The sequence below is a fragment of the Bradyrhizobium sp. Kon58 genome, from assembly GCF_055807455.1.
Genome location: NZ_JBVVOT010000027.1, coordinates 61,839 through 80,116 on the forward strand (window position 1 = coordinate 61,839; position 18,278 = coordinate 80,116).

General features: G+C 61.3%; 15 protein-coding genes. 8 read left to right on the forward strand and 7 right to left on the reverse strand.

Translation table 11 applies throughout. The features are described 5' to 3' along the window. The first annotated feature begins 84 nt into the window (after positions 1-84). Positions 85-1,647 carry a serine hydrolase domain-containing protein gene (locus AC0L20_RS31105; protein ID WP_473294388.1) on the forward strand — a complete coding sequence of 521 codons (1,563 nt, stop codon included), beginning with the start codon at positions 85-87 and terminating at the stop codon, positions 1,645-1,647. Positions 1,648-1,672: 25 nt separating this feature from the next. On the opposite strand, the gene AC0L20_RS31110 is transcribed toward AC0L20_RS31105, so the two are convergent. Beyond that, positions 1,673-2,137: an Lrp/AsnC family transcriptional regulator gene (locus AC0L20_RS31110; protein ID WP_007599137.1), complete on the reverse strand. Its 465-nt coding sequence runs from the start codon at positions 2,135-2,137 to the stop codon at positions 1,673-1,675. Positions 2,138-2,300: 163 nt separating this feature from the next. Here AC0L20_RS31110 and AC0L20_RS31115 point away from each other — a divergent pair, with 163 nt between their 5' ends. Next, positions 2,301-3,314 carry a 1-aminocyclopropane-1-carboxylate deaminase gene (locus AC0L20_RS31115; protein WP_473294390.1) on the forward strand — a complete coding sequence of 338 codons (1,014 nt, stop codon included), beginning with the start codon at positions 2,301-2,303 and terminating at the stop codon, positions 3,312-3,314. A 102-nt stretch (positions 3,315-3,416) separates the two neighbouring features. Here the strand turns inward: AC0L20_RS31115 and recQ are convergent, their stop codons facing one another. The 5 genes from recQ to AC0L20_RS31140 all read right to left on the reverse strand — a co-directional run bounded on the left by recQ (position 3,417) and on the right by AC0L20_RS31140 (position 10,525). After that, positions 3,417-5,282 carry a DNA helicase RecQ gene (gene recQ / locus AC0L20_RS31120; protein ID WP_473294391.1) on the reverse strand — a complete coding sequence of 622 codons (1,866 nt, stop codon included), beginning with the start codon at positions 5,280-5,282 and terminating at the stop codon, positions 3,417-3,419. A 125-nt stretch (positions 5,283-5,407) separates the two neighbouring features. After that, the gene (locus tag AC0L20_RS31125; protein ID WP_473294392.1) at positions 5,408-6,151 is read right to left on the reverse strand and encodes a polysaccharide deacetylase family protein; all 744 of its coding nucleotides are present in this window, start codon (positions 6,149-6,151) and stop codon (positions 5,408-5,410) included. Positions 6,152-6,255: 104 nt separating this feature from the next. Further along, positions 6,256-7,257, reverse strand: a complete 1,002-nt coding sequence (gene metA / locus AC0L20_RS31130; RefSeq protein ID WP_473294393.1) for a homoserine O-succinyltransferase MetA — start codon at positions 7,255-7,257, stop codon at positions 6,256-6,258. A 12-nt stretch (positions 7,258-7,269) separates the two neighbouring features. Continuing rightward, on the reverse strand, positions 7,270-8,571 hold the full coding sequence (locus tag AC0L20_RS31135; protein WP_473294394.1) for an O-acetylhomoserine aminocarboxypropyltransferase/cysteine synthase family protein: 1,302 nt from the start codon (positions 8,569-8,571) through the stop codon (positions 7,270-7,272). A gap of 379 nt (positions 8,572-8,950) precedes the next feature. Then, positions 8,951-10,525: an amidase family protein gene (locus AC0L20_RS31140; protein WP_473294395.1), complete on the reverse strand. Its 1,575-nt coding sequence runs from the start codon at positions 10,523-10,525 to the stop codon at positions 8,951-8,953. Between the two features lie 510 nt (positions 10,526-11,035). On the opposite strand from AC0L20_RS31140, the gene AC0L20_RS31145 reads away from it, so the two are divergent. The 6 genes from AC0L20_RS31145 (at position 11,036) to AC0L20_RS31170 (ending at position 16,496) form a co-directional block, all read left to right on the forward strand. Further along, the gene (locus AC0L20_RS31145; RefSeq protein WP_473294396.1) at positions 11,036-12,217 is read left to right on the forward strand and encodes a tyrosine-type recombinase/integrase; all 1,182 of its coding nucleotides are present in this window, start codon (positions 11,036-11,038) and stop codon (positions 12,215-12,217) included. Positions 12,218-12,235: 18 nt separating this feature from the next. Continuing rightward, on the forward strand, positions 12,236-13,111 hold the full coding sequence (locus AC0L20_RS31150; RefSeq protein ID WP_473294397.1) for a hypothetical protein: 876 nt from the start codon (positions 12,236-12,238) through the stop codon (positions 13,109-13,111). Positions 13,112-13,224: 113 nt separating this feature from the next. Further along, complete coding sequence (locus AC0L20_RS31155) at positions 13,225-13,824, forward strand: hypothetical protein (protein ID WP_473294398.1); 600 nt, start codon at positions 13,225-13,227, stop codon at positions 13,822-13,824. Between the two features lie 537 nt (positions 13,825-14,361). After that, on the forward strand, positions 14,362-14,643 hold the full coding sequence (locus AC0L20_RS31160) for a winged helix domain-containing protein (RefSeq protein ID WP_473294399.1): 282 nt from the start codon (positions 14,362-14,364) through the stop codon (positions 14,641-14,643). A gap of 241 nt (positions 14,644-14,884) precedes the next feature. Next, positions 14,885-15,352: a hypothetical protein gene (locus AC0L20_RS31165; RefSeq protein ID WP_473294400.1), complete on the forward strand. Its 468-nt coding sequence runs from the start codon at positions 14,885-14,887 to the stop codon at positions 15,350-15,352. Positions 15,353-15,518: 166 nt separating this feature from the next. Next, positions 15,519-16,496 carry an AlbA family DNA-binding domain-containing protein gene (locus tag AC0L20_RS31170; protein ID WP_473294401.1) on the forward strand — a complete coding sequence of 326 codons (978 nt, stop codon included), beginning with the start codon at positions 15,519-15,521 and terminating at the stop codon, positions 16,494-16,496. A gap of 548 nt (positions 16,497-17,044) precedes the next feature. Here AC0L20_RS31170 and AC0L20_RS31175 read toward each other — a convergent pair. After that, positions 17,045-18,277 (reverse strand): OmpA family protein, encoded by a 1,233-nt coding sequence (locus tag AC0L20_RS31175; RefSeq protein ID WP_473294402.1) that lies wholly within the window; start codon positions 18,275-18,277, stop codon positions 17,045-17,047. Between the last annotated feature and the right edge of the window lies 1 nt (position 18,278).

The following is an 18,278-nucleotide window of genomic DNA, read 5'->3' on the forward strand; positions in this document are numbered from 1 at the left end:
CCGGCATTCCAGAAGATTGTATCATTGAGCAGATGCCGCCTGCGGTATATGCCTGTGCGCAATGACAACACTCAAGATAGGAGCATGCAGGTGGCTGATTGCGTCGTCAGGCTTTCATCGCGAACCACTGCCCTGCTTGGCGCGCTTGTCCTGCTCACGTCAGTCTATTCCGGCACCGCAAGCGCACAGGCTACCGAGGTGGTCTGGCCGACCGCTCAATGGCAGACCTCCACGCCGGAAGAGCAGGGCATGGATTCGGCTGCGTTAGCCAAACTGGTTGCGTTCGGCACAACGCGCAGCTTCGACAGCCTGCTGGTGACACGCCACGGCCGCATCGTGCTCGATGCATACTACGCGCCGTTTACCGCCGACATGCCGCACGCAATCAACTCCTCTACCAAGGCGGTGGTCGCGACGCTGATGGCAATGGCCTACAAGCAGGGCCTGCTGGATCGTCTCGACCATCCGGTGCTAGATTTCTTTACCGATCGCAGCGTTGCCGACGTCGATGAGCGCAAGAAAGCCATCACCATCCAGCACCTACTCAACATGACAAGTGGCCTCAACTGGGACGAGGGGTTCGAAGGCGGCCGCGAGCAGTCGTTGCGGGACATGGGCGCAAGTTCCGATTGGGTCAAGTTCATTCTCGACCGCCCGATGGCACATGCACCGGGCGAGAACTTCTATTACAACAGCGGAGGCTCGCATCTGCTGTCGGCGATCGTCAGCAAGCTCACCGGCAAGAACATCGCGGACTACGCCAACGAGCGGCTGTTCGGCCCGCTCGGCATCGCTTCTCCGTTCTGGCGCCGGGATCCGCAACGGCTTCCGATTGGCGGCTTCGGCCTCGCGATGCGGCCGCGCGACATGGCGAAGATCGGCTATCTCTATCTGCGCAACGGCGAGTGGGTGGACAAGCAACTGCTGCCAGCAGACTTTCTCCATTCCGTCAGCCATGCCAACATCAACATGAACGCGCGATCTGAACCCGCGCTACGCTACGCCAACCAGTTCTGGTCGATTCCCGGCAAGCACGTCTACATGGCGGTCGGATATCACTGCCAGACGATCATGGTATTGCCGGAACAGGACATCGTCGCGGTGATGACGGCGCGGGATTTTTGTCCATTCGGCAGACTGGCCGACGACATAACCGGAGCGGTCAAATCCGATTCTGCGTTGCCAGCCAACCCCAGCGCTGCCGATCAACTCGCCGAGGCGATCGCCGACGTTTCGACCGAGAAGCCGACCGGGGTCGGCGCCACGCCGGCGATCGCCGCCGCGATCTCGGGCAAGACTTACAAGTTCTCCGACAATTCGCTCGGCATTAAATCAGTCGCACTGTTCCTGACCGACGAGAACCCGCGCTACATTGTGAAGACGGCCGCGGGCGATCCTGCGCAGCGCCAGCTTGACGGGCCGATCGGGCTCGACGGCTTGTACCGCAAGAGCATGCCCGGCTTTCTGGGCGTTCGCGCCGCCAAGGGCGCGTGGCAGAACGAGCACACCTTCGTAGTCGATTTCCAATACGTCGGGCTCGGCGAAGCCTCAACCTGGGCTTTCACCTTCGACGGCGACAAGGCGACACTGCGCAGCAGTGCGCGAAACGGACGCGAGGCGGTGGCGGAAGGGGCGACAGGCGGTTGAGAATTCGTTTCGCGCGCCGCTGGCATCAAAACTCCAGCGGCGCGTTGTCGACGACTTCCTTCATCACGAAGAAGGTGCGGGTCTGGCGCACGCCGGGCAGCGCGATCAGTTGCTCGCCGTGGATGCGGTTGAAATCCTCCATGTCGCCGACGCGGATCTTGAGGAAATAGTCGAAGTCGCCGGCGACGAGGTGACAGTCGAGCACGAATTTCAGCCTGGTGATCGCCTGCTCGAAGATCGCAAAGCTCTCCGGCGTCGAGCGGTCGAGCACGACGCCGACCATCACCAGCGTGCCTTTTGCCACCTTCTTCGGCGCGACCATGGCGCGGACGGCGGCGATGAAGCCATGCTCGAACAGGCGCTGGGTGCGGCGATGGCAGGTGGCGGGACTGATGGCGACGGTTTCGGCCAGCTCGGCGTTGCTGAGCCGGCCGTTATTTTGCAGCAATCGCAACATCTTAAGGTCGATACGGTCAAGGCGCGCGGACATGGAAGGAACTTCCGTAATTGGCATCTATTCCGAAAGAAATAGCACGCATTGGCCTCAATGCCGCAAGATTGGCCGCAATAGAGGCGCAATATTTGAAAGCACCTTTTTGCAGAGAGATGCTAGCGTTTTCGCAGACATTAATGCCAATCGGGATGACCTGACGATGCTCGAAAAATTTGCGCGCTATCCGCTGACCTTTGGTCCGACGCCCATCGAGAAGCTGGAGCGGCTGTCAAAGCATCTCGGCGGCAACGTCGAGGTCTACGCCAAGCGCGAGGACTGCAATTCCGGACTCGCCTATGGCGGCAACAAGCTGCGCAAACTCGAATACATCATCCCCGACGCGATCGCCTCGAACGCCGACACGCTGGTATCGATCGGCGGCGTGCAGTCCAACCACACCCGCATGATCGCGGCGGTCGCGGCCAAGATCGGCATGAAGTGCCGCCTGGTGCAGGAGGCCTGGGTGCCGCACGAGGACGCCGTCTATGACCGCGTCGGCAACATCATGCTGTCGCGCATCATGGGCGCCGACGTGCGCCTGGTGGACGACGGCTTCGACATCGGCATCCGCAAGAGCTGGGAGGAGGCGATCGAGGAGGTGAAGGCGGCAGGCGGCAAGCCCTATGCGATTCCCGCCGGCGCCTCCGTGCACAAATTCGGCGGCCTTGGCTATGTCGGCTTCGCCGAAGAAGTGCGCAAGCAGGAAGCCGAGCTCGGCTTCAAGTTCGACTACATCGTGGTCTGCACCGTCACCGGCTCCACCCATGCCGGCATGCTGGTCGGCTTCGCCGCCGATGGCCGTGCGCGAATGGTGATCGGCATCGACGCGTCCTTCACCCCGGCGCAGACCAAGGCGCAGGTGCTCTCGATCGCGCAGAACACGGCCAAGCTCGTCGAACTCGGCCAGGATCTCGTCGCCGACGACGTCGTGCTGATCGAGGACTACGCTTATCCCGCCTATGGCGTGCCGTCGGAAGAGACCAAGGAGGCGATCCGCCTCACCGCGCGTCTCGAAGCCATGATCACCGATCCCGTCTACGAGGGCAAGTCGATGCAGGGCCTGATCGACCTCACGCAGAAGGGCTATTTCGAGAAGGGCGCAAAGATTCTCTACGCCCATCTCGGCGGCGCGCCGGCGCTGAACGGCTACGGGTATGCGTTCCGGAACGGCTGAGGTCGGTAGCCCGGATGGAGCGCAGCGTAATCCGGGAAGCGTATAATACCGCGAAACTGCCCCGGATTGCGCTGCGCTCCATCCGGGCTACGAACCGAGCCCCTACCGCGTCCTGACAATCTGCAGCAGCTCGTCGCCGTAATGCTCGAGCTTCTTGTCGCCGATGCCGGGCACATTGCGCAGCTCGTCCAGCGTGGTCGGCCATGCGCGAACGATGCCGTCGATGGTGGCGTCGTGCAGCACGACGTAGGCCGGCACGCCACGTTCGCGGGCAATGTCCGAGCGCCACGCGCGTAGCCGCGCGCGCAATTCAGGATCGACATCGCCCTGCGGCGCATCGGCCGCCGGCGCCAGATCACCGCGGCGGGACTTGGCGCGGCTCGAACGGATCCGGGCGCCGGGCGCTTCCTCGCGCAGCCACACTTCAGTTTCGCCCCGCAGCACGCCGCGCGACGAATCCGTCAGCTTCAACGCGCCGAAAGCTTCGCTGTCACTCAGCAAATGTCCCATCGCCACGAGCTGTCGCAACACCGTACGCCACTGCTTCTCGTTGAGCTCGCGTCCGATGCCGAAAACGGTGAGCTTGTCGTGGCCGAACTGCGTCACCTTCTCGGTCAGGCGTCCGATCAGCACGTCGATGAGATGCATCGCGCCGAAGCGCTGCCCGGTGCGATAGGCACAGGATAGCAGTTTTTGCGCCAGCACCTTGCCGTCGCGCATTTTCGGCGGCGTCAGGCAATTGTCGCAATTGCCGCAGCCATCACCCATCACGATCTCGCCGAAATAGGCGAGCAGCCGCCGACGCCGGCAGTGCGGCGTTTCGGCAAGGCCAACGAGCGCATCGAGCTTGCCGATCGAGACCCGCTTGAATTCCTCGGAGCCGCTCGACTCGTCGATCATGCGGCGCTGCTGCACGATGTCCGAGAGACCGTACGCCATCCAGGCCGCCGACGGCTTGCCGTCGCGGCCGGCGCGTCCTGTCTCCTGGTAATAGGCCTCGATGCTCTTGGGCAGATCGAGATGCGCGACGAAGCGCACGTCCGGCTTGTCGATGCCCATGCCGAAGGCAATGGTCGCGACGATGACGATGCCGTCCTCGTTGAGGAAGCGGTCCTGGTTGCGCGAGCGCACGCTGCCGTCGAGCCCGGCGTGATAAGGCAACGCGGCAATGCCGGCGTCGTCGAGCGCGGCGGCGACCTCCTCGACCCGTTTGCGGGACAGGCAATAGACGACGCCCGCATCGCCCGCGTGACGCTCCCGGATGAAATCCTTGAGCTGCGACACCGCGTTGCGCTTGTCGACGATCTCGTAACGGATGTTGGGACGATCGAAGCTGGAGACGAAGTGCGGACTGTCTGCAAGCGCAAGCCGATCGACGATCTCCTTGCGGGTCAATTCGTCGGCAGTCGCGGTCAGCGCGATGCGAGGAACGTCGGGAAAGCGCTCGGCGATGATGGACAGGCCGACATATTCGGGACGGAAATCATGGCCCCATTGCGAGACGCAATGCGCCTCGTCGATCGCGAACAGCGCCACCTTCGCCCGCGCAAGCAGCGCCAGGCAGCGCGGCGTCACCAGCCGTTCCGGCGCGACATAGAGCAGGTCGAGATCACCCGCGATCAGGCGCCGCTCGATGTCGGAGGCTTCCTGCGGGGTCAGCGACGAGTTCAGCGCGGCGGCGTTGACGCCTGCTTCGAGCATCGCGGCGACCTGGTCGCGCATCAGCGCAATCAAGGGCGAAACCACGACACCGCAGCCTTCGCGCAGCAGCGCCGGCAATTGATAGCACAGCGACTTGCCGCCGCCGGTCGGCATCAACACCAGGCAATTGCCGCCCTCGGTAACGTGCCGGATGATCTCGCCCTGCGCGCCGCGGAACCCGGGCAGGCCGAACACCGAACGCAGCACCGACAGCGCATCGCGGCCCTGGGCCGGCGCAGGCAGCGGAGCGGTGGAAGGAGAGGACATGGGCATGTCGGGCTGAGGCCGTGAGATTCGTCACAAGGCCAGTCGCATGACCGCGCAGGCGTGGCAAGACTGTTTGCGGAGCGAGACGCGAGTCTTCCCCTCTCCCCTTTGGGAAGAAAGCTTTCTTACGCCCCGATCCTTCGCAGCGCTTCCGCGACCGTGACGATCGGCATGTCGCGCTTCCCGGCGGCCTGCAGCGCATGGCGCATCAGGTGCGGCGTGCAGCCATACGGGCTCGGCGCGTCGGCGACGTCATGACCGTAGAAGATCAGCCATCCGCCGCTCTCGACCGCCTCGTCGAAATAGCGATCGACACCCGTCGTATTGATCTCGCGATCGACCAGGGGCGAGGCGCGCAGGAACTGGAGGTCGATGACGTCGCGATTGACGCCGGGAAGGATGCCGCGCGCCGAGCGGAAGGTCTTGGCGAGCTGCGGCTTGCGCCACACCGACGCAATGCCATAGGGGTAAGCGAAATTTTCCAGCGTGATCGAGGAATCGATGCCGCGAAAATGGCTGCGGTTTCGCTCGATCTCGCGGGCCATGGCGGCCTCGTCGAGATTGACCGCACTCAGGTGCGAGAAAGTGTGGCAGGCAATCTCGTGCCCGGCTTGGTGAAGCCGCACAATCGCGTCGTTCGACAGGCCGTGCCAATGGTCCGAGGGACGATCGACCAGGCTGCCGGCGAGATAGAAGGTACCGCGACCGTCATGCTGCTCCAGAAGCCCGGCGCCCTCGCCTGCGGCGCTATCGGGGGCATCGTCGAAGGTGAAGCTCACCATGGGCGCATGCGCGGGCAGCCGGTGCGGCGCGGCGCGGAAATGCCGGGCCAGCCGATTGCTCACGCGTCCCTGGAGTGCCGACCACACGACTCGCATTTCCTGTCTGCCCCGCCCCTCACTGAAGCATTCGTGCGCGGCTCGAGGCAAGCTTCACACTTCGTTAGTCCTAACGTCGATCCCGTCGTCCTGACCTAACGCGCAAGCACCGACGCGTCGGTCCCCGCGCCGAGATATTGCAGCCAATTCCGGAACAAGGCCGCCGCGGCGCTGCCCGCGGCGATATCGGCACGCAAATTCAGCGCCGGCAGTTCGTTACTGAGCGCGGGGTGGCGCTGGTGCCTTGCCTGTTTCTCGAAGCGGACCAGCTTCTCTTCCGTCGCAGCGTCAAAATAGCTCACGGGAAGGTGCGGATAATGGTCGCGCTCACGCGCGAGATAACGGCCGATGTCGCGCAGATATTCGCGCTGAAGCGACAGCGCGTCATATTCCGGATGGCCCTGGAAGAACACGAAGCGGCTGGCATATTGCCGGACGAAGATATCGACGCCGGCCTCTGCCGAACGCGTCAGCACCTGGTAGCCCGCCTGCGCGAGATCGCTCTCGGCGATCTCGTTGAGACGCGAATGCGAGACCTTGAGGGGCGCAGGCGCGGCCCGCGTCAGCGGATCGCTGGTCAGGGCTTCGCAGTCGAAAATACCGTGACATTTGGTGGCGAGCGGCCGCCGTTCGATGCGGTCGAGATGCAGCACTGCGGCATGCGCAGCGAGGCACGACCAGATCGTCGAGCGCGTGTTGACCTTGGCCCAGTCGATCAGCTCGGTGAGATCGCGCCAGTACGGTTCCTGATCGAGCTCGGGCGCGATCGGCTCGGCGCCGGTCACGATCAAGCCGTCGAACTTGCGGCGCCCGAGCTCGGTGAGCTCCGAATATTCGCTCTCGACATGCCATTTCGCTTCCGGCGAACGTTTCACCGAGGGCAGCGAGAAGCAGTGAAAGCGGATACGGCGCGGACCTGCAGCGGCTTGCAGCAGCTTCATGAACTGCCGCTCGGTCGCCTTCAGCGCCGGATCCGGCATGTTGTTGATCAAGCCGATGGTGAGCTCGGTGCCACCGTGATCGCGCGCCAGATCGCCCGCTCGCGGCACCAGCGCCGGGCTCGATATGGCTTGATCCCTGTCGATCAGGATCGTCATCGGCGCTGCCGCCTACTCCGCGGCCTGCAGGCGCGCGGACGGGCAGGCCTTTTCCAATGCCTGATCGAGGTCCTCGATGATATCCTGGCAATGCTCGATGCCGATCGACAAGCGAATCGTTTCCGGCAAAACGCCGGCGACCCGCTGCTGCTCCGCCGACATCTGCCGGTGCGTGGTCGAGGCCGGATGGCAGGCCAGCGACTTGGCATCGCCGATATTGACGAGGCGCGTGATCAGCTTCAACGCATCGTAGAAGGACTTGCCGGCTTCCATGCCGCCCTTGATGCCGAAGGTGAACAGCGACGAGGCGTTGCCATCGAGATATTTCTGCACCAGCGGATAATAGGGACTGTCCGGGAAGCCGGTGTAGTTGACCCAGGCCACGCGAGGATCCTTGCGCAGGAACTCGGCGACCTTGCGGGCATTCTCGCAGTGGCGCTCCATGCGCAGCGCGACGGTCTCGATGCCCTGGAGCAGCAGGAAGGCGTTGAACGGCGACAGCACCGAACCCATGGTGCGCTGATAGATGCTGCGCGCGCGCTCGATATAGGCCGTGCGGCCGAAGCGCTCGGCATAGACGAGGCCGTGATAGGAGGCATCCGGCTTGTTGTAGCCCGGGAAGCGGTCGGCGTGCTTGGCCCAGGGGAAATTTCCGGAGTCGACGATGGCGCCGCCGAGCGTGGTGCCGTGGCCGCCCAGAAACTTGGTCAGCGAATGCACGGCGATGTCGGCGCCGTAGTCGAACGGCTTGAGCAGGATGGGCGTTGCAACGGTATTGTCGACGATCAGCGGCACGCCATGCGCATGGGCAATCTTCGCCAGCGCTTCGATGTCGCAGACATTGCCGGCGGGATTGCCGATGGTTTCGGCGAACACGGCACGGGTGTTCTCGTCGATCAGCTTTTCGATCGCCTCGGGCTTGTCGCTCTCGGCGAAGCGGCCGGTGATGCCCTGCCGCGGCAGAATGTGCGAGAGCAAGGTATGCGTGGTGCCGTAGAGCTGCGGCACGGAAACGATGTTGCCGCCGTGATCGGCGACATTGACGAAGGCGAAATGCAGCGCGGCCTGCCCGGTGGCGACCGCAAGCGCGCCGACGCCGCCCTCGAGCTCCGCGATACGTTTTTCCAGCACCGCGCTGGTCGGATTGGCGATGCGGCTGTAGCGATAGCCTTCGGCCTCGAGATTGAAGAGCGCCGCGCCGTGATCGGCGCTGTCGAAGGCGTAGGCCGCGGTCTGGTAGATCGGCACGGCAACCGCGTGCGTGGTGGCTTCGGGCTCGTAGCCGGCGTGAATAGCGATCGTCTCGTTGCGCATCGTGCCACCTCCGCGTGGAGCGGGCCGCACTTATTGGCCTGTATGAGGCATGTGCGTTGTCCGCCGTCCCTCTGTTAGAGGCGGGTGGTAAAGCGGACAATAATTCGTCTAGAGATCGAGGAAGTAACCCTAATGGTTGTTGGGGAATTGGCTAAAATTCGAGTCAAATTGGATGAATGAAGTTTTGCGGTTGGCGGCAGCGACCACGCTGCACTCCCTTCTCCCCTTGTGGGAGAAGGTGGCGCGAAGCGCCGGATGAGGGGTCTCTATCCATACGGCCAAGCTTGCGTTAGCGGAGAGAGACCCCCCACCCGTCTCGCCGCTGCTCGGCGAGCCACCCTCTCTCACAAGGGGAGAGGGAAACACCCTCCGCTCCCTATCAGTCCATCTGTTCCCACAGTCGATGGGCGAGCACGCCGGCGCGCTTCTCGATCGCGGCCGCCGCATCGAGCGCGAGGTCCTCGCGATAGCGCCCGGCGATGAGCTGCACGCCGATCGGCTTGCCATCGTGCACCGTCACCGGCACCACGGCGCCGGGCAGGCCCAGCACGTTGATCGCGGAGATGAAGCGGATCTCGCCCCAGAAGATCTCGCGCACGCGCTCGGGGCTGACGGTGTCCTCGCGCGGCCCCGGAATCGGCTTCACCGTGGTCGGTGCCAGCACCACCGGATACTCCTCGAAGAACAATTGCCAAGCGCGGATATGGCCGTTGCGCGCGGCGGTCGCCTGCATCCAGGCCTTGAGGTCGAGCAAATTGGCCTTCGCTTTCATGCCGCCCCACGCCTTGTGGAAGTCTTCGGACGTCACCTTCAGCATGCCGGCTTCCTGCAACACCATCGTCTCGTTGGTGATGATGTCGCACCAGGTCTGCCAGACGCCGTCGATGTCGGGCACGTCGACCTCGCTGACGCGATAGCCGGAACGCTCCAGATGATCGGCGGCCTGACGCAACGTCGCCGCGACGGACGGATCGACGTCCATGTCTTCAGGAATCCTGGCGAGTGCGACCTTGATCGGCCCCTTCGGCTTCGGCCCCACCAGCGGCGCCGGCACCCACCAGGGATCGCGCGGATCGCGCTGGCTCATCACCTCCAGCGCGAGCCTGACGTCGGCGACGTGGCGGGCGAGCGGCCCCTGCGCCGACATCAAATGCGCGAGCATCGGCCGCTCGGCCGTTGCGCTTGCATTGAACGCGGGAATACGTCCCTGCGTCGGCTTGATGGTCACAACGCCGTTGCAATGCGCCGGCCAGCGCAGCGAGCCGCCGATGTCGTTGCCGTGCGCGATGGTGCCGATGCCCGCGGCGACCGCCGAACCCGCACCGCCCGAGGAGCCGCCGCAAGTGATATCCGGATCCCAGGGATTGAGCGTCAGCCCGTGCAGGGGATTGTCAGTGAAGCCGCGGAATGAGAATTCCGGCGTGTTGGTGAGGCCGATGACGATCGCGCCGGCCTTCTTCAGGTTGCGCACCACGGGCGAATCCGACGGCGCGATGAGATCCTTGTTGGCGGGAACGCCGTTGAAATTCGGACGGCCCTCGTAGTCGACATTCTCTTTGATCGTGATCGGTACGCCGTGCAGAAGGCCGAGTTCGCCGCCCTTGGCGCGCCGCTTGTCGGCCGCATGCGCCGCAGCCAGCGCTTCCTCCGAGAGATCGACGACGACGGCGTTCAGCCTCGGATTGACGGCCCGCATCCGCTCCAGATGCGCCTCGACGGTCTCGACCGCGGAGATGGCGCCGGAGCGGATTGCGGCCGCGGTCTCGACCGCCGACCACTGCCAGGCCGGACCCTTTGGGCGGCGCGGTGCCGACGATTTGCGCGGCGCGGCCTTCTTCAGCGGCTTCGTTGCAGCCTTCGCAACCTTGCCCTTGCGCACGGCGCTTTTCTTGCTGGAGGTCTTCGCCGCTTTCTTCGCAGCACTTCTCTTCCTGGTCGCCGTCTTCTTCGCCACGTCGCATCTCCTGAATTGCGCCGCGGAAGTTATGGAGGTTCCATGATCGTGTACAGGCGCGTTTCTGCATGCCGCGTTGTCGCGGCCGACGGCGCGGGAGAGGCGCTCATGCACCTTTGGGTCTTCCCATGACCCACATGTTGATTGAATGACGTAGCGAACTAGCGCCAAGATTTCCGCATCGCGACTAGCTTTTGACGCGGCTGTTTGGACAGCGACAAACTAGAGCATCTGCCTGCAGCCGCATCGCCATGGCGGCAGCGACACCGATGGAAGGGTGTCGCGAACGGGCGCGAGGGACGGGAGGTGTGGATTGGCCGGACGGGGCTGCTGGCGGAGAGAGTGTCCGACTAACTGTTGGCCTTTGACGTTCGCCACGATCCAGCACTGATTGTCAAAACTCCTGGATTAAAGCACCGGTATCCGTACTTGCCCGACAGCGTCTATATCCGTTCGCCCAAAGCCGTGCTATTTTTGGGGACTGAGTTGGGGACCGGATGAGGACGGGGCATGGCCAGCAAGCTCACCGCGCGCAAAGTCGAAACAGCCAAGCCGGGCAAATATAGCGACGGTGGAAACCTCTATCTGATTGTCTCGAAAACCGGTGCTCGGAAATGGGTTCTACGCTTCACATGGCGCGGCAGGGCCAAGGAGATGGGCTTGGGTAGCGCAGCCAGCGTTCCGCTCGCCGATGCCCGCGAAAAGGCCGCCAACGCGCGGCGGAGGATTGGCGAAGGGCTCAACCCCATCGAAGAACGCAAGCGCGACGGTGGCATTCCTAACTTCGGCGATTTGGCCGATGACGTGAGGGAGGCGCTTTCGACCGGCTTCCGCAACGAGAAGCACAAGGCACAATGGAAATCGACGCTGGAGACCTATGCAGCCCCGTTGCGGACCAAGCCGGTGGACACCATCACCACCGACGACGTGCTGGCCGTCCTAAAGCCGATCTGGATCACGAAGGCCGAAACCGCTGCACGGGTGCGCGGGCGCATTGAGAAGGTTCTGGACGCCGCCAAGGCCAGGGGCTTCCGGGATGGCGAGAACCCCGCCCGCTGGCGCGGCCATCTGGACCACCTGTTGCCGAAGCCATCCAAGCTGGCGCGCGGCCATCATGCGGCGATGCCCTATGAGGATGTTGCCGGCTTTGTTGCCGATCTGAGGCAGCGAGAAGCCAGCGCCGCGCTCGCACTGGAACTGTGCATCCTGACCGCCGCTCGCTCCGGAGAAATCCTTGGGATGCGGTGGCCGGAGATCGAATTTGATAAGAAAATCTGGACGGTGCCGGCCGAACGGATGAAGGCAGGCCGGGAGCATCGTGTCCCTCTGTCCTCACGAGCCGTTGCAATCCTGCGGCAGCTTGAAAAGCTCAGGGCGGGCGATTTGGTCTTTCCCGGTCAGGCGCGCAACAAGCAGCTGTCCAATATGGCGATGGAAATGATGCTGCGGCGCATGCAGATTGACAACGCCACCGTCCACGGCTTCCGCTCTAGCTTCCGCGATTGGGCAGGCAATGTCTCCAGTTTCCCGCGCGAACTTATCGAAACGGCACTGGCGCATGTCATTGGGGACAAGGCGGAGCAGGCGTACCGCCGAAGTGACGCACTGGAGAAGCGGCGCAAGCTGATGGAAGCGTGGGCCGGTTATTGCGAGCCCAAGCAGAGCGCCAAAATCGTTCAACTAAGGACCTGAATCCCCATGCTAGGAGCCTTGAAACCTTCGCAGGCCACGCTTTTCAAGGAATCGGCGTACTTTTTGCAAACAATTCAGGAGATCGTGCCTACCGCAATGGGGCACGAATATCACTTCATGCGTGATGATACGTTCGAGGAGCTGAAGAGCTCTCCGAAATTTAAGCCATCAGATATGAACTACATTCTCGCGGCCGAACTAATTGACAAGGCGCATATGGCGGCGACGGCTGCCCTCCTGCGAACAAAACGCTGGGCGGATGCGGCTTGCCTTATGTATGAAGCGGAGAACTTTATGGGTTGGGCGGCCTCAGCTCGCGGCCTCTTAGAAAGTGCCGGTGACATTGTTGACGGGCTGCTGGCTATTCCGTTCGCTCTTGCAAGGCACCACCGGGTCATCAGCAGAGGCCTTTCGGGCACCGCATCTTATGAAGTGCACGACTACAGCGAGCTCGAGAACACTCTTGATCATTTCGTCTTCGCGAAATGGATGAGAACAAAAAAGGGCGAAGTAAATGTCCTGAAAGCTAAAGACAACGCGGCATATATTGATCTCATCAAACATGCCCTACCGAACGCGCTCCTCTATTATCAGAGGCTGTGCAGTATCACTCATCCATCGAATGCATCTTTAGAGTTCATTTATGATGACAATACGCAATCTGGAGGAGGATTCAAATTGAAGTCGGGCGGCGATCTGCAAGCCATAGATGCCATTTGCCGCGAATTTCCAACAGCCCTGTCTGTAACTTTGATGATGTCGTGCAATCCTGCGCTTTTAATTCTTCGGGTGCTCCACAAGTTCCGGGTACACCCCCGGCTTACTCACTTAAAAACATTGCACTGGGCTCACATCAACGGCTGGTCTGACATCGCGCGCGATTTACAGACTTGAGCATGATCGCTCCTTAGGTGACATTGATCCTGCGCGGATAGGACGGCCATCCGACAAGCCGATCGCACCTCGGTTTCCGCGCACATGCTGGGTGCATCGCGGAGGTGTACGCGATGGCTGCCGGATCGAACCGAAAACGGGGTGAAGGGGGTAAGACCTTGTATAAAGGTCCTCTCGGTAAGCCCCTTGTGGTGCCTGTCATTTGGTCCGGGTTCCTCAAAGGACTTCCAATTGATCCAGACACGCACGTACGGATAAAGGAGCATCAGGAACAGATGCTTGTACTGCTATTTCGCTGGTACTCAATCGACGCGGCTGATCCGAAACGCTGGCGACGACTCGCTTTGGCTCTGGCCCATGCCCACGTGCCCGGCATGGTGACGGTTCAGATGGACGCATCTCAGCGCAAGGGTAGTAAGAAATGGACGGACGCGCTTGATGAGGCTCTCATTTCTGAATTTGAAGCGCTCCTGCTGAAAACGAAGGGACTCACGGCAGCAGCTCGGCGACTGCTCAAGTTGAAGGATTGGAAGTGGCTAAACCATCCGGACACCGTGACGGCGAGGTACCGGGAAGCCTGTAAGCGGCAACAAGCTCGGCTAAATACTCCCAAGCTCGGCCCACTAGACCAGCCTCAGGTTTGGGATGGCGCTCAAGAGCTCACATTGGAGACGGCCCGCGCGCCGTCACATAAAAGAACCCGACGAAACTAGACAGGCCCGCTTCCTTTGTCGGTCGAGCATCCGCATCCTCTTGGTCTTACGCAACCGCCCGTGAACAGAGAGGAAAGGATGCGAAAGGAAGCATACGAACCGATTTCTCGTGAGGCCCTATCCATAAGCGAGGTCTGCAACGCGACAAACTTTGGCCGGACTAAAATTTTCGCGGCAATCGCTGAAGGCCAACTAAGAGCTAAAAAGTTCGGCTCGCGTACTGTTGTCTTGATCGACGATCTACGCGCATTTCTTGCCTCACTTCCCCCCGCCGCATGACGAAAAACGCCCGGCCCCCGTCTGGAACACGGAGGCCGGGCACTTTCTGAGAACCCCTCCACAGGAGTTATCTACATGAGGCTACGCCATCTTCCTCGCCGTTTCCAGCACCCCGATTTGTTTGAGTGGGCTGCTGAACAGGAAGGATCATCTCAAGCGCACCATGTTGCTTGGGTTTCCCGTCGGTGCCGAGTATCCCGGGCCACCGCAGCGATGATCGCCGAGAACGCCGGTTTTCCAACGGGAGATCGCTAATCGATGATCTTTACTCTCAATGCGCGCGTTGACGGCTGTCCCTTGATCATTCGCGGGCGTAACGCGTGGGCACTCACGAAGTTAATAGATGCTCGCAACAAAGGGTGCAGCTACGTCGAGGCGCCCGCCCCGCGTTGGGGGGCCTACATTCATGATCTGCGCAAGCTGGGCGTGCGCATCGAGACCGCCTGGGAGAGCCATAGTGGCACGTTCCCGGGCCGCCATGCACGCTACATTCTGCGAAGCAAGGTCAGCGTAATCGAAGCGTTGGTGGCGGCCTCATGAGGGCGCTGCCGGGCCTACTGAGGGCGCTCGTGCGCTTTTTGCGGTTGGCGGGGGAGAGTTGTCTGATGATGCTGCGAACGACGGCGGACGCGTCTGCCGCGATGTCGCTGCTAGCTGAGAACGCTTGATGAGAGCCCGGCGAACCCAGATCGGCGGCCAATTTGCGCCCCGTCTCATCAAGATGCTTGAATCGCCTGCGTTTGCAGTACTGAGCCTTTCCGCGAGACGAGTGCTTGATAGGATGGAAATCGAGTTTGCCCATCATGGGGGAACCGACAATGGAAAGCTGCCCGTCACATACGATCAATTTGAAGCGTTCGGGATTGATCGCCAATCCATTTCACCAGCTATTCGTGAACTCGTCGCTCTCGGTTTCCTTGAAATCACCCGCCCTGGTCGAGCCGGAAATGCAGAGTGGCGTAAGCCGAATTTGTTCCGTCTGACGTACCGCCATATCGACGGGCAACGCGGCGACGGGACGCACGAATGGAAGCGTATCGAGAGCATCGAAGCGGCGGCGTCGATTGCGAAAGCTGCGCGGGCGGCATCACGGAAACAAAAAGCCCAGGGTGGGAATTCAGCTTCTTTCAGTGTGGAAAACCCACACCGAAACGACGAAATCCGTAGTGGGGAATCCCGGCCTACAATGCATAGTGGGGAAACGCCTACTACTCTCGATATTTCGGGTAGGGTACCCCGAAACGGTTAACCTGAATTTTGCGGATCATTGAATTGGCGCCCGGTCGGTAGGCAGCAGCGCGATACTCTGACCGGCCCGCTATTCGCCAGGAAGGGCGGCTGGCGTTTCTCCTTTCCTAAACGTCAGCGCCGATAGCTTCTGTTCGTTCAACTGTTTTGCCGACAAGGGCTCTCCGATGGCCGATGACTTCCTCAAACTGACCGAATATTCTCACATCCAGAAGCTTGTCGCGGACGGCATCGAAGAAGGATTAACCCTCGACTACAAGGCCTCGCCGGCGCTGGCGCGAGACGACAAGCAGATCAATGAAATGTGCAAGGATGTGTCCGCCTTCGCTAACTCGGCAGGTGGACAGCTTATTTACGGCGTCGCTGAAGATAAGTTGACGCGCAAGCCTACAGCGACTGATCCGGGCGTAACCGACCCAAAGATCACCCGCGAATGGATAGAGCAAACTCTCAACTCAAGAATTCAGCCGCGCATAAGCAACATTCGCACTGCTCAGCTCGACAATCGAAACGGTGGTTCCGTTTTTGTGGTGACGGTGCCTTCAAGCCAGACCGGCCCGCACCAAGCGCCAGACAAACGATATTACAAGCGTTTCGACCTTCGGTCGGTAGCGATGGAAGATTACGAAATCAAAGACGTGATGAGGCGAGCGACGACTCCAAACCTACAGATAAGGCTCGCGTTTAAGGGACTAAAGACAACAGTCAAAATCGAATTTGACCGGGGCGAGGAAACCTCAAAGCCAATAGAGCTTCGTCCTGTCGCCAGGAACCTTTCAGATCAGCCCGCGGAGTACGCAATGGTTGATATAGGAATAGATTCAGGCCTGACGATACTTCGCTTCGGAGACTACACCACCATTGGCAACAGGGACGATGGTCGGGGAATTCAATTACAGTTTGTCCGTTTTGCGTACCAACCTCCGCGGATGCCGATCTTCAAGGAGTTCTCCCCCGGTCTCGCTGCTATTCCCCTTGAATTGGGCTTCCCTTCTCGGTTACTGGCTGGCGAGAAACTGTTCGATTTCGCCGTTATTGTCGCCACTCCTGGCTTTCAAGAGCGAACGTACTGGACGGCGCACTCGCGAGCATCGTCCCTTAAGTTCTACCCCCCAGAACATCCGTTTACGCGAACACGCGTCTAGCTTCGCTCCGCCCCGCGAGGTGGCCTCATCACCAAACTCTTGAGAACTTCACCAGGTAGCCCTGATCTCGATGCCCGCTCCCGACCAAGTCTGCGGTGCGATCCTTCGTCCGCAGACTCAGATGCACTCTCGCCGAAGGGAGCAGCAATGTGAGACCCCCGAAGCTCCTCAGTTAGCCATGCCTGAGAGGCGTCGCTGCCTTCGAGCGCCTCCTAGGCCTCAGTCTGACCGGGTCCGTCGCATGTAACTTGCTGCACTCTCCAGTTCTAGACATTACCGATGGAATGAAGTCCGCTGGGTAGCGCACGGTTTGCTGGGCTTGCGGCGGTCGCTGACGCGCTCGACGCCTGCACAGCCTCGCCCGGGCATGCATCGCCCGGAACCAGCACCAGCGGACCTACAAAGCCGGGACAACGCTTGCCCCTCTTCCAGGCTTGATCCGAATCGGCCAAGACAAGTGCACTTTGCACTGCTTCCTTTCCGTAAAGCCGAGGCGCCTCCATGTCCTCCGGAGTGCGTGAGGCCCGCTTACCATGCAGATTAGCCGTTCAATGCGCGGGCGCGGGAGAAACCGGCGCTGATCGGATCACAGGCGACGCCGCCGATTTGGGCGCCGGGGACGGTTGCCGAGGCAACAGGGATATGGGTACAGGAGCTACCGCCGGACGCGGACTAGCTGGAGCGAGCGGTGCACGAGGCCGAACGCCAGATGCGCGAGCAGGAGCGGGCGGCGCAGTGGTCGCAGTGGCCTCATGGGCGCTCGACTTCCGAAGCCGGATCTCGATCCGGCGCCGCTCCGGAATGTTCGCTGCTATCCCCTCGATTGCGAGCGTCTCATCCGTATTTACGAGCTGCGCGCCCGAGAGCGGAATAATCTTGTAGTTCGCAAGTTGGACGTTCTGCTTGAGAACGCTCACGACCGAAACTGCGCGAGCCAGTCCCAGGCCGGCGTTGTCGGCTGGAATGAGTTTTCCGACCTCCGTCTTTCCTTTTAAGACCGTGAGCAGATCCCGGTCCAGGTTGGACTGATGCAGGCCTAAAGGCTGCTCATCGGTGTGACCGACAACTTCGAGCACGTCCACATCATATTGTTTGATGTACTCCAGAACCTTCGCCGGTATTTTGGTCAGAAGGCTGTCGCGGAACGGTGGCGAAAGCTCGGCACTCCCGCTCTTGAAGAAGTTGCCGTCGGCCTCGCTGAGGCTGATGATCGGCGGCCACAGATGGCCGGCCGCTCCTCCGGCCGGGGCTGTCCGATTAAGCGCCTCAATAATCGACTGTGTTGATGGCGTTGGCTCGCCTGGTTTGGTAAGCGCACGGTTGATTGCCGCAATCGCATTCGCGTCATTGACAGCCTTGTCGACGTCGATGCCATTGGCATTGAGTGTCTTGACCTGCTCAATACGGTCGCGGAGCTCCTTCAGCGTCATGCCCGACTTCTGCAACTCGTCGGCGGTCGCGCGGCCTTCCACCAATTCCCGCCAATATTGATCAATTGCCTTTGGATCGCCCCCCGCGATGGCCTTGAGCTTCTCGACCAGGCCCTCGTTCTTGCTGAGCACCTGAACCAGATCCTGGCTGCGTTGATTGTCGGCAAGTAACTGCTCCACACGTTTTTCCGCAGCTGCGCGCTTCTCCTGCTCCTTCAAGATGAAGGTTGCCATGGCGATAAGCAGGCAAAAGACCAAAAGGAGCATGATCTCTGCCATCGTCAGGCCGAGCACCAGGCCCTGACGGTACGAGGAGTCCTGCCTGACGATATGGCCGTTCACAACTGACATG

What these genes read in the sequence shown, in the direction of transcription:
- AC0L20_RS31105 (WP_473294388.1), top strand. Translation starts at nt 85, where the DNA reads ATGCAGGTGGCTGATTGCGTCGTCAGGCTTTCATCGCGAACCACTGCC.
- AC0L20_RS31110 (WP_007599137.1), bottom strand. Translation starts at nt 2,137, where the DNA reads ATGTCCGCGCGCCTTGACCGTATCGACCTTAAGATGTTGCGATTGCTG.
- AC0L20_RS31115 (WP_473294390.1), top strand. Translation starts at nt 2,301, where the DNA reads ATGCTCGAAAAATTTGCGCGCTATCCGCTGACCTTTGGTCCGACGCCC.
- recQ (WP_473294391.1), bottom strand. Translation starts at nt 5,282, where the DNA reads ATGTCCTCTCCTTCCACCGCTCCGCTGCCTGCGCCGGCCCAGGGCCGC.
- metA (WP_473294393.1), bottom strand. Translation starts at nt 7,257, where the DNA reads ATGACGATCCTGATCGACAGGGATCAAGCCATATCGAGCCCGGCGCTG.
- AC0L20_RS31135 (WP_473294394.1), bottom strand. Translation starts at nt 8,571, where the DNA reads ATGCGCAACGAGACGATCGCTATTCACGCCGGCTACGAGCCCGAAGCC.
- AC0L20_RS31145 (WP_473294396.1), top strand. Translation starts at nt 11,036, where the DNA reads ATGGCCAGCAAGCTCACCGCGCGCAAAGTCGAAACAGCCAAGCCGGGC.
- AC0L20_RS31155 (WP_473294398.1), top strand. Translation starts at nt 13,225, where the DNA reads ATGGCTGCCGGATCGAACCGAAAACGGGGTGAAGGGGGTAAGACCTTG.
- AC0L20_RS31160 (WP_473294399.1), top strand. Translation starts at nt 14,362, where the DNA reads ATGATCTTTACTCTCAATGCGCGCGTTGACGGCTGTCCCTTGATCATT.
- AC0L20_RS31165 (WP_473294400.1), top strand. Translation starts at nt 14,885, where the DNA reads ATGGAAATCGAGTTTGCCCATCATGGGGGAACCGACAATGGAAAGCTG.
- AC0L20_RS31170 (WP_473294401.1), top strand. Translation starts at nt 15,519, where the DNA reads ATGGCCGATGACTTCCTCAAACTGACCGAATATTCTCACATCCAGAAG.
- AC0L20_RS31175 (WP_473294402.1), bottom strand. Translation starts at nt 18,277, where the DNA reads ATGTCAGTTGTGAACGGCCATATCGTCAGGCAGGACTCCTCGTACCGT.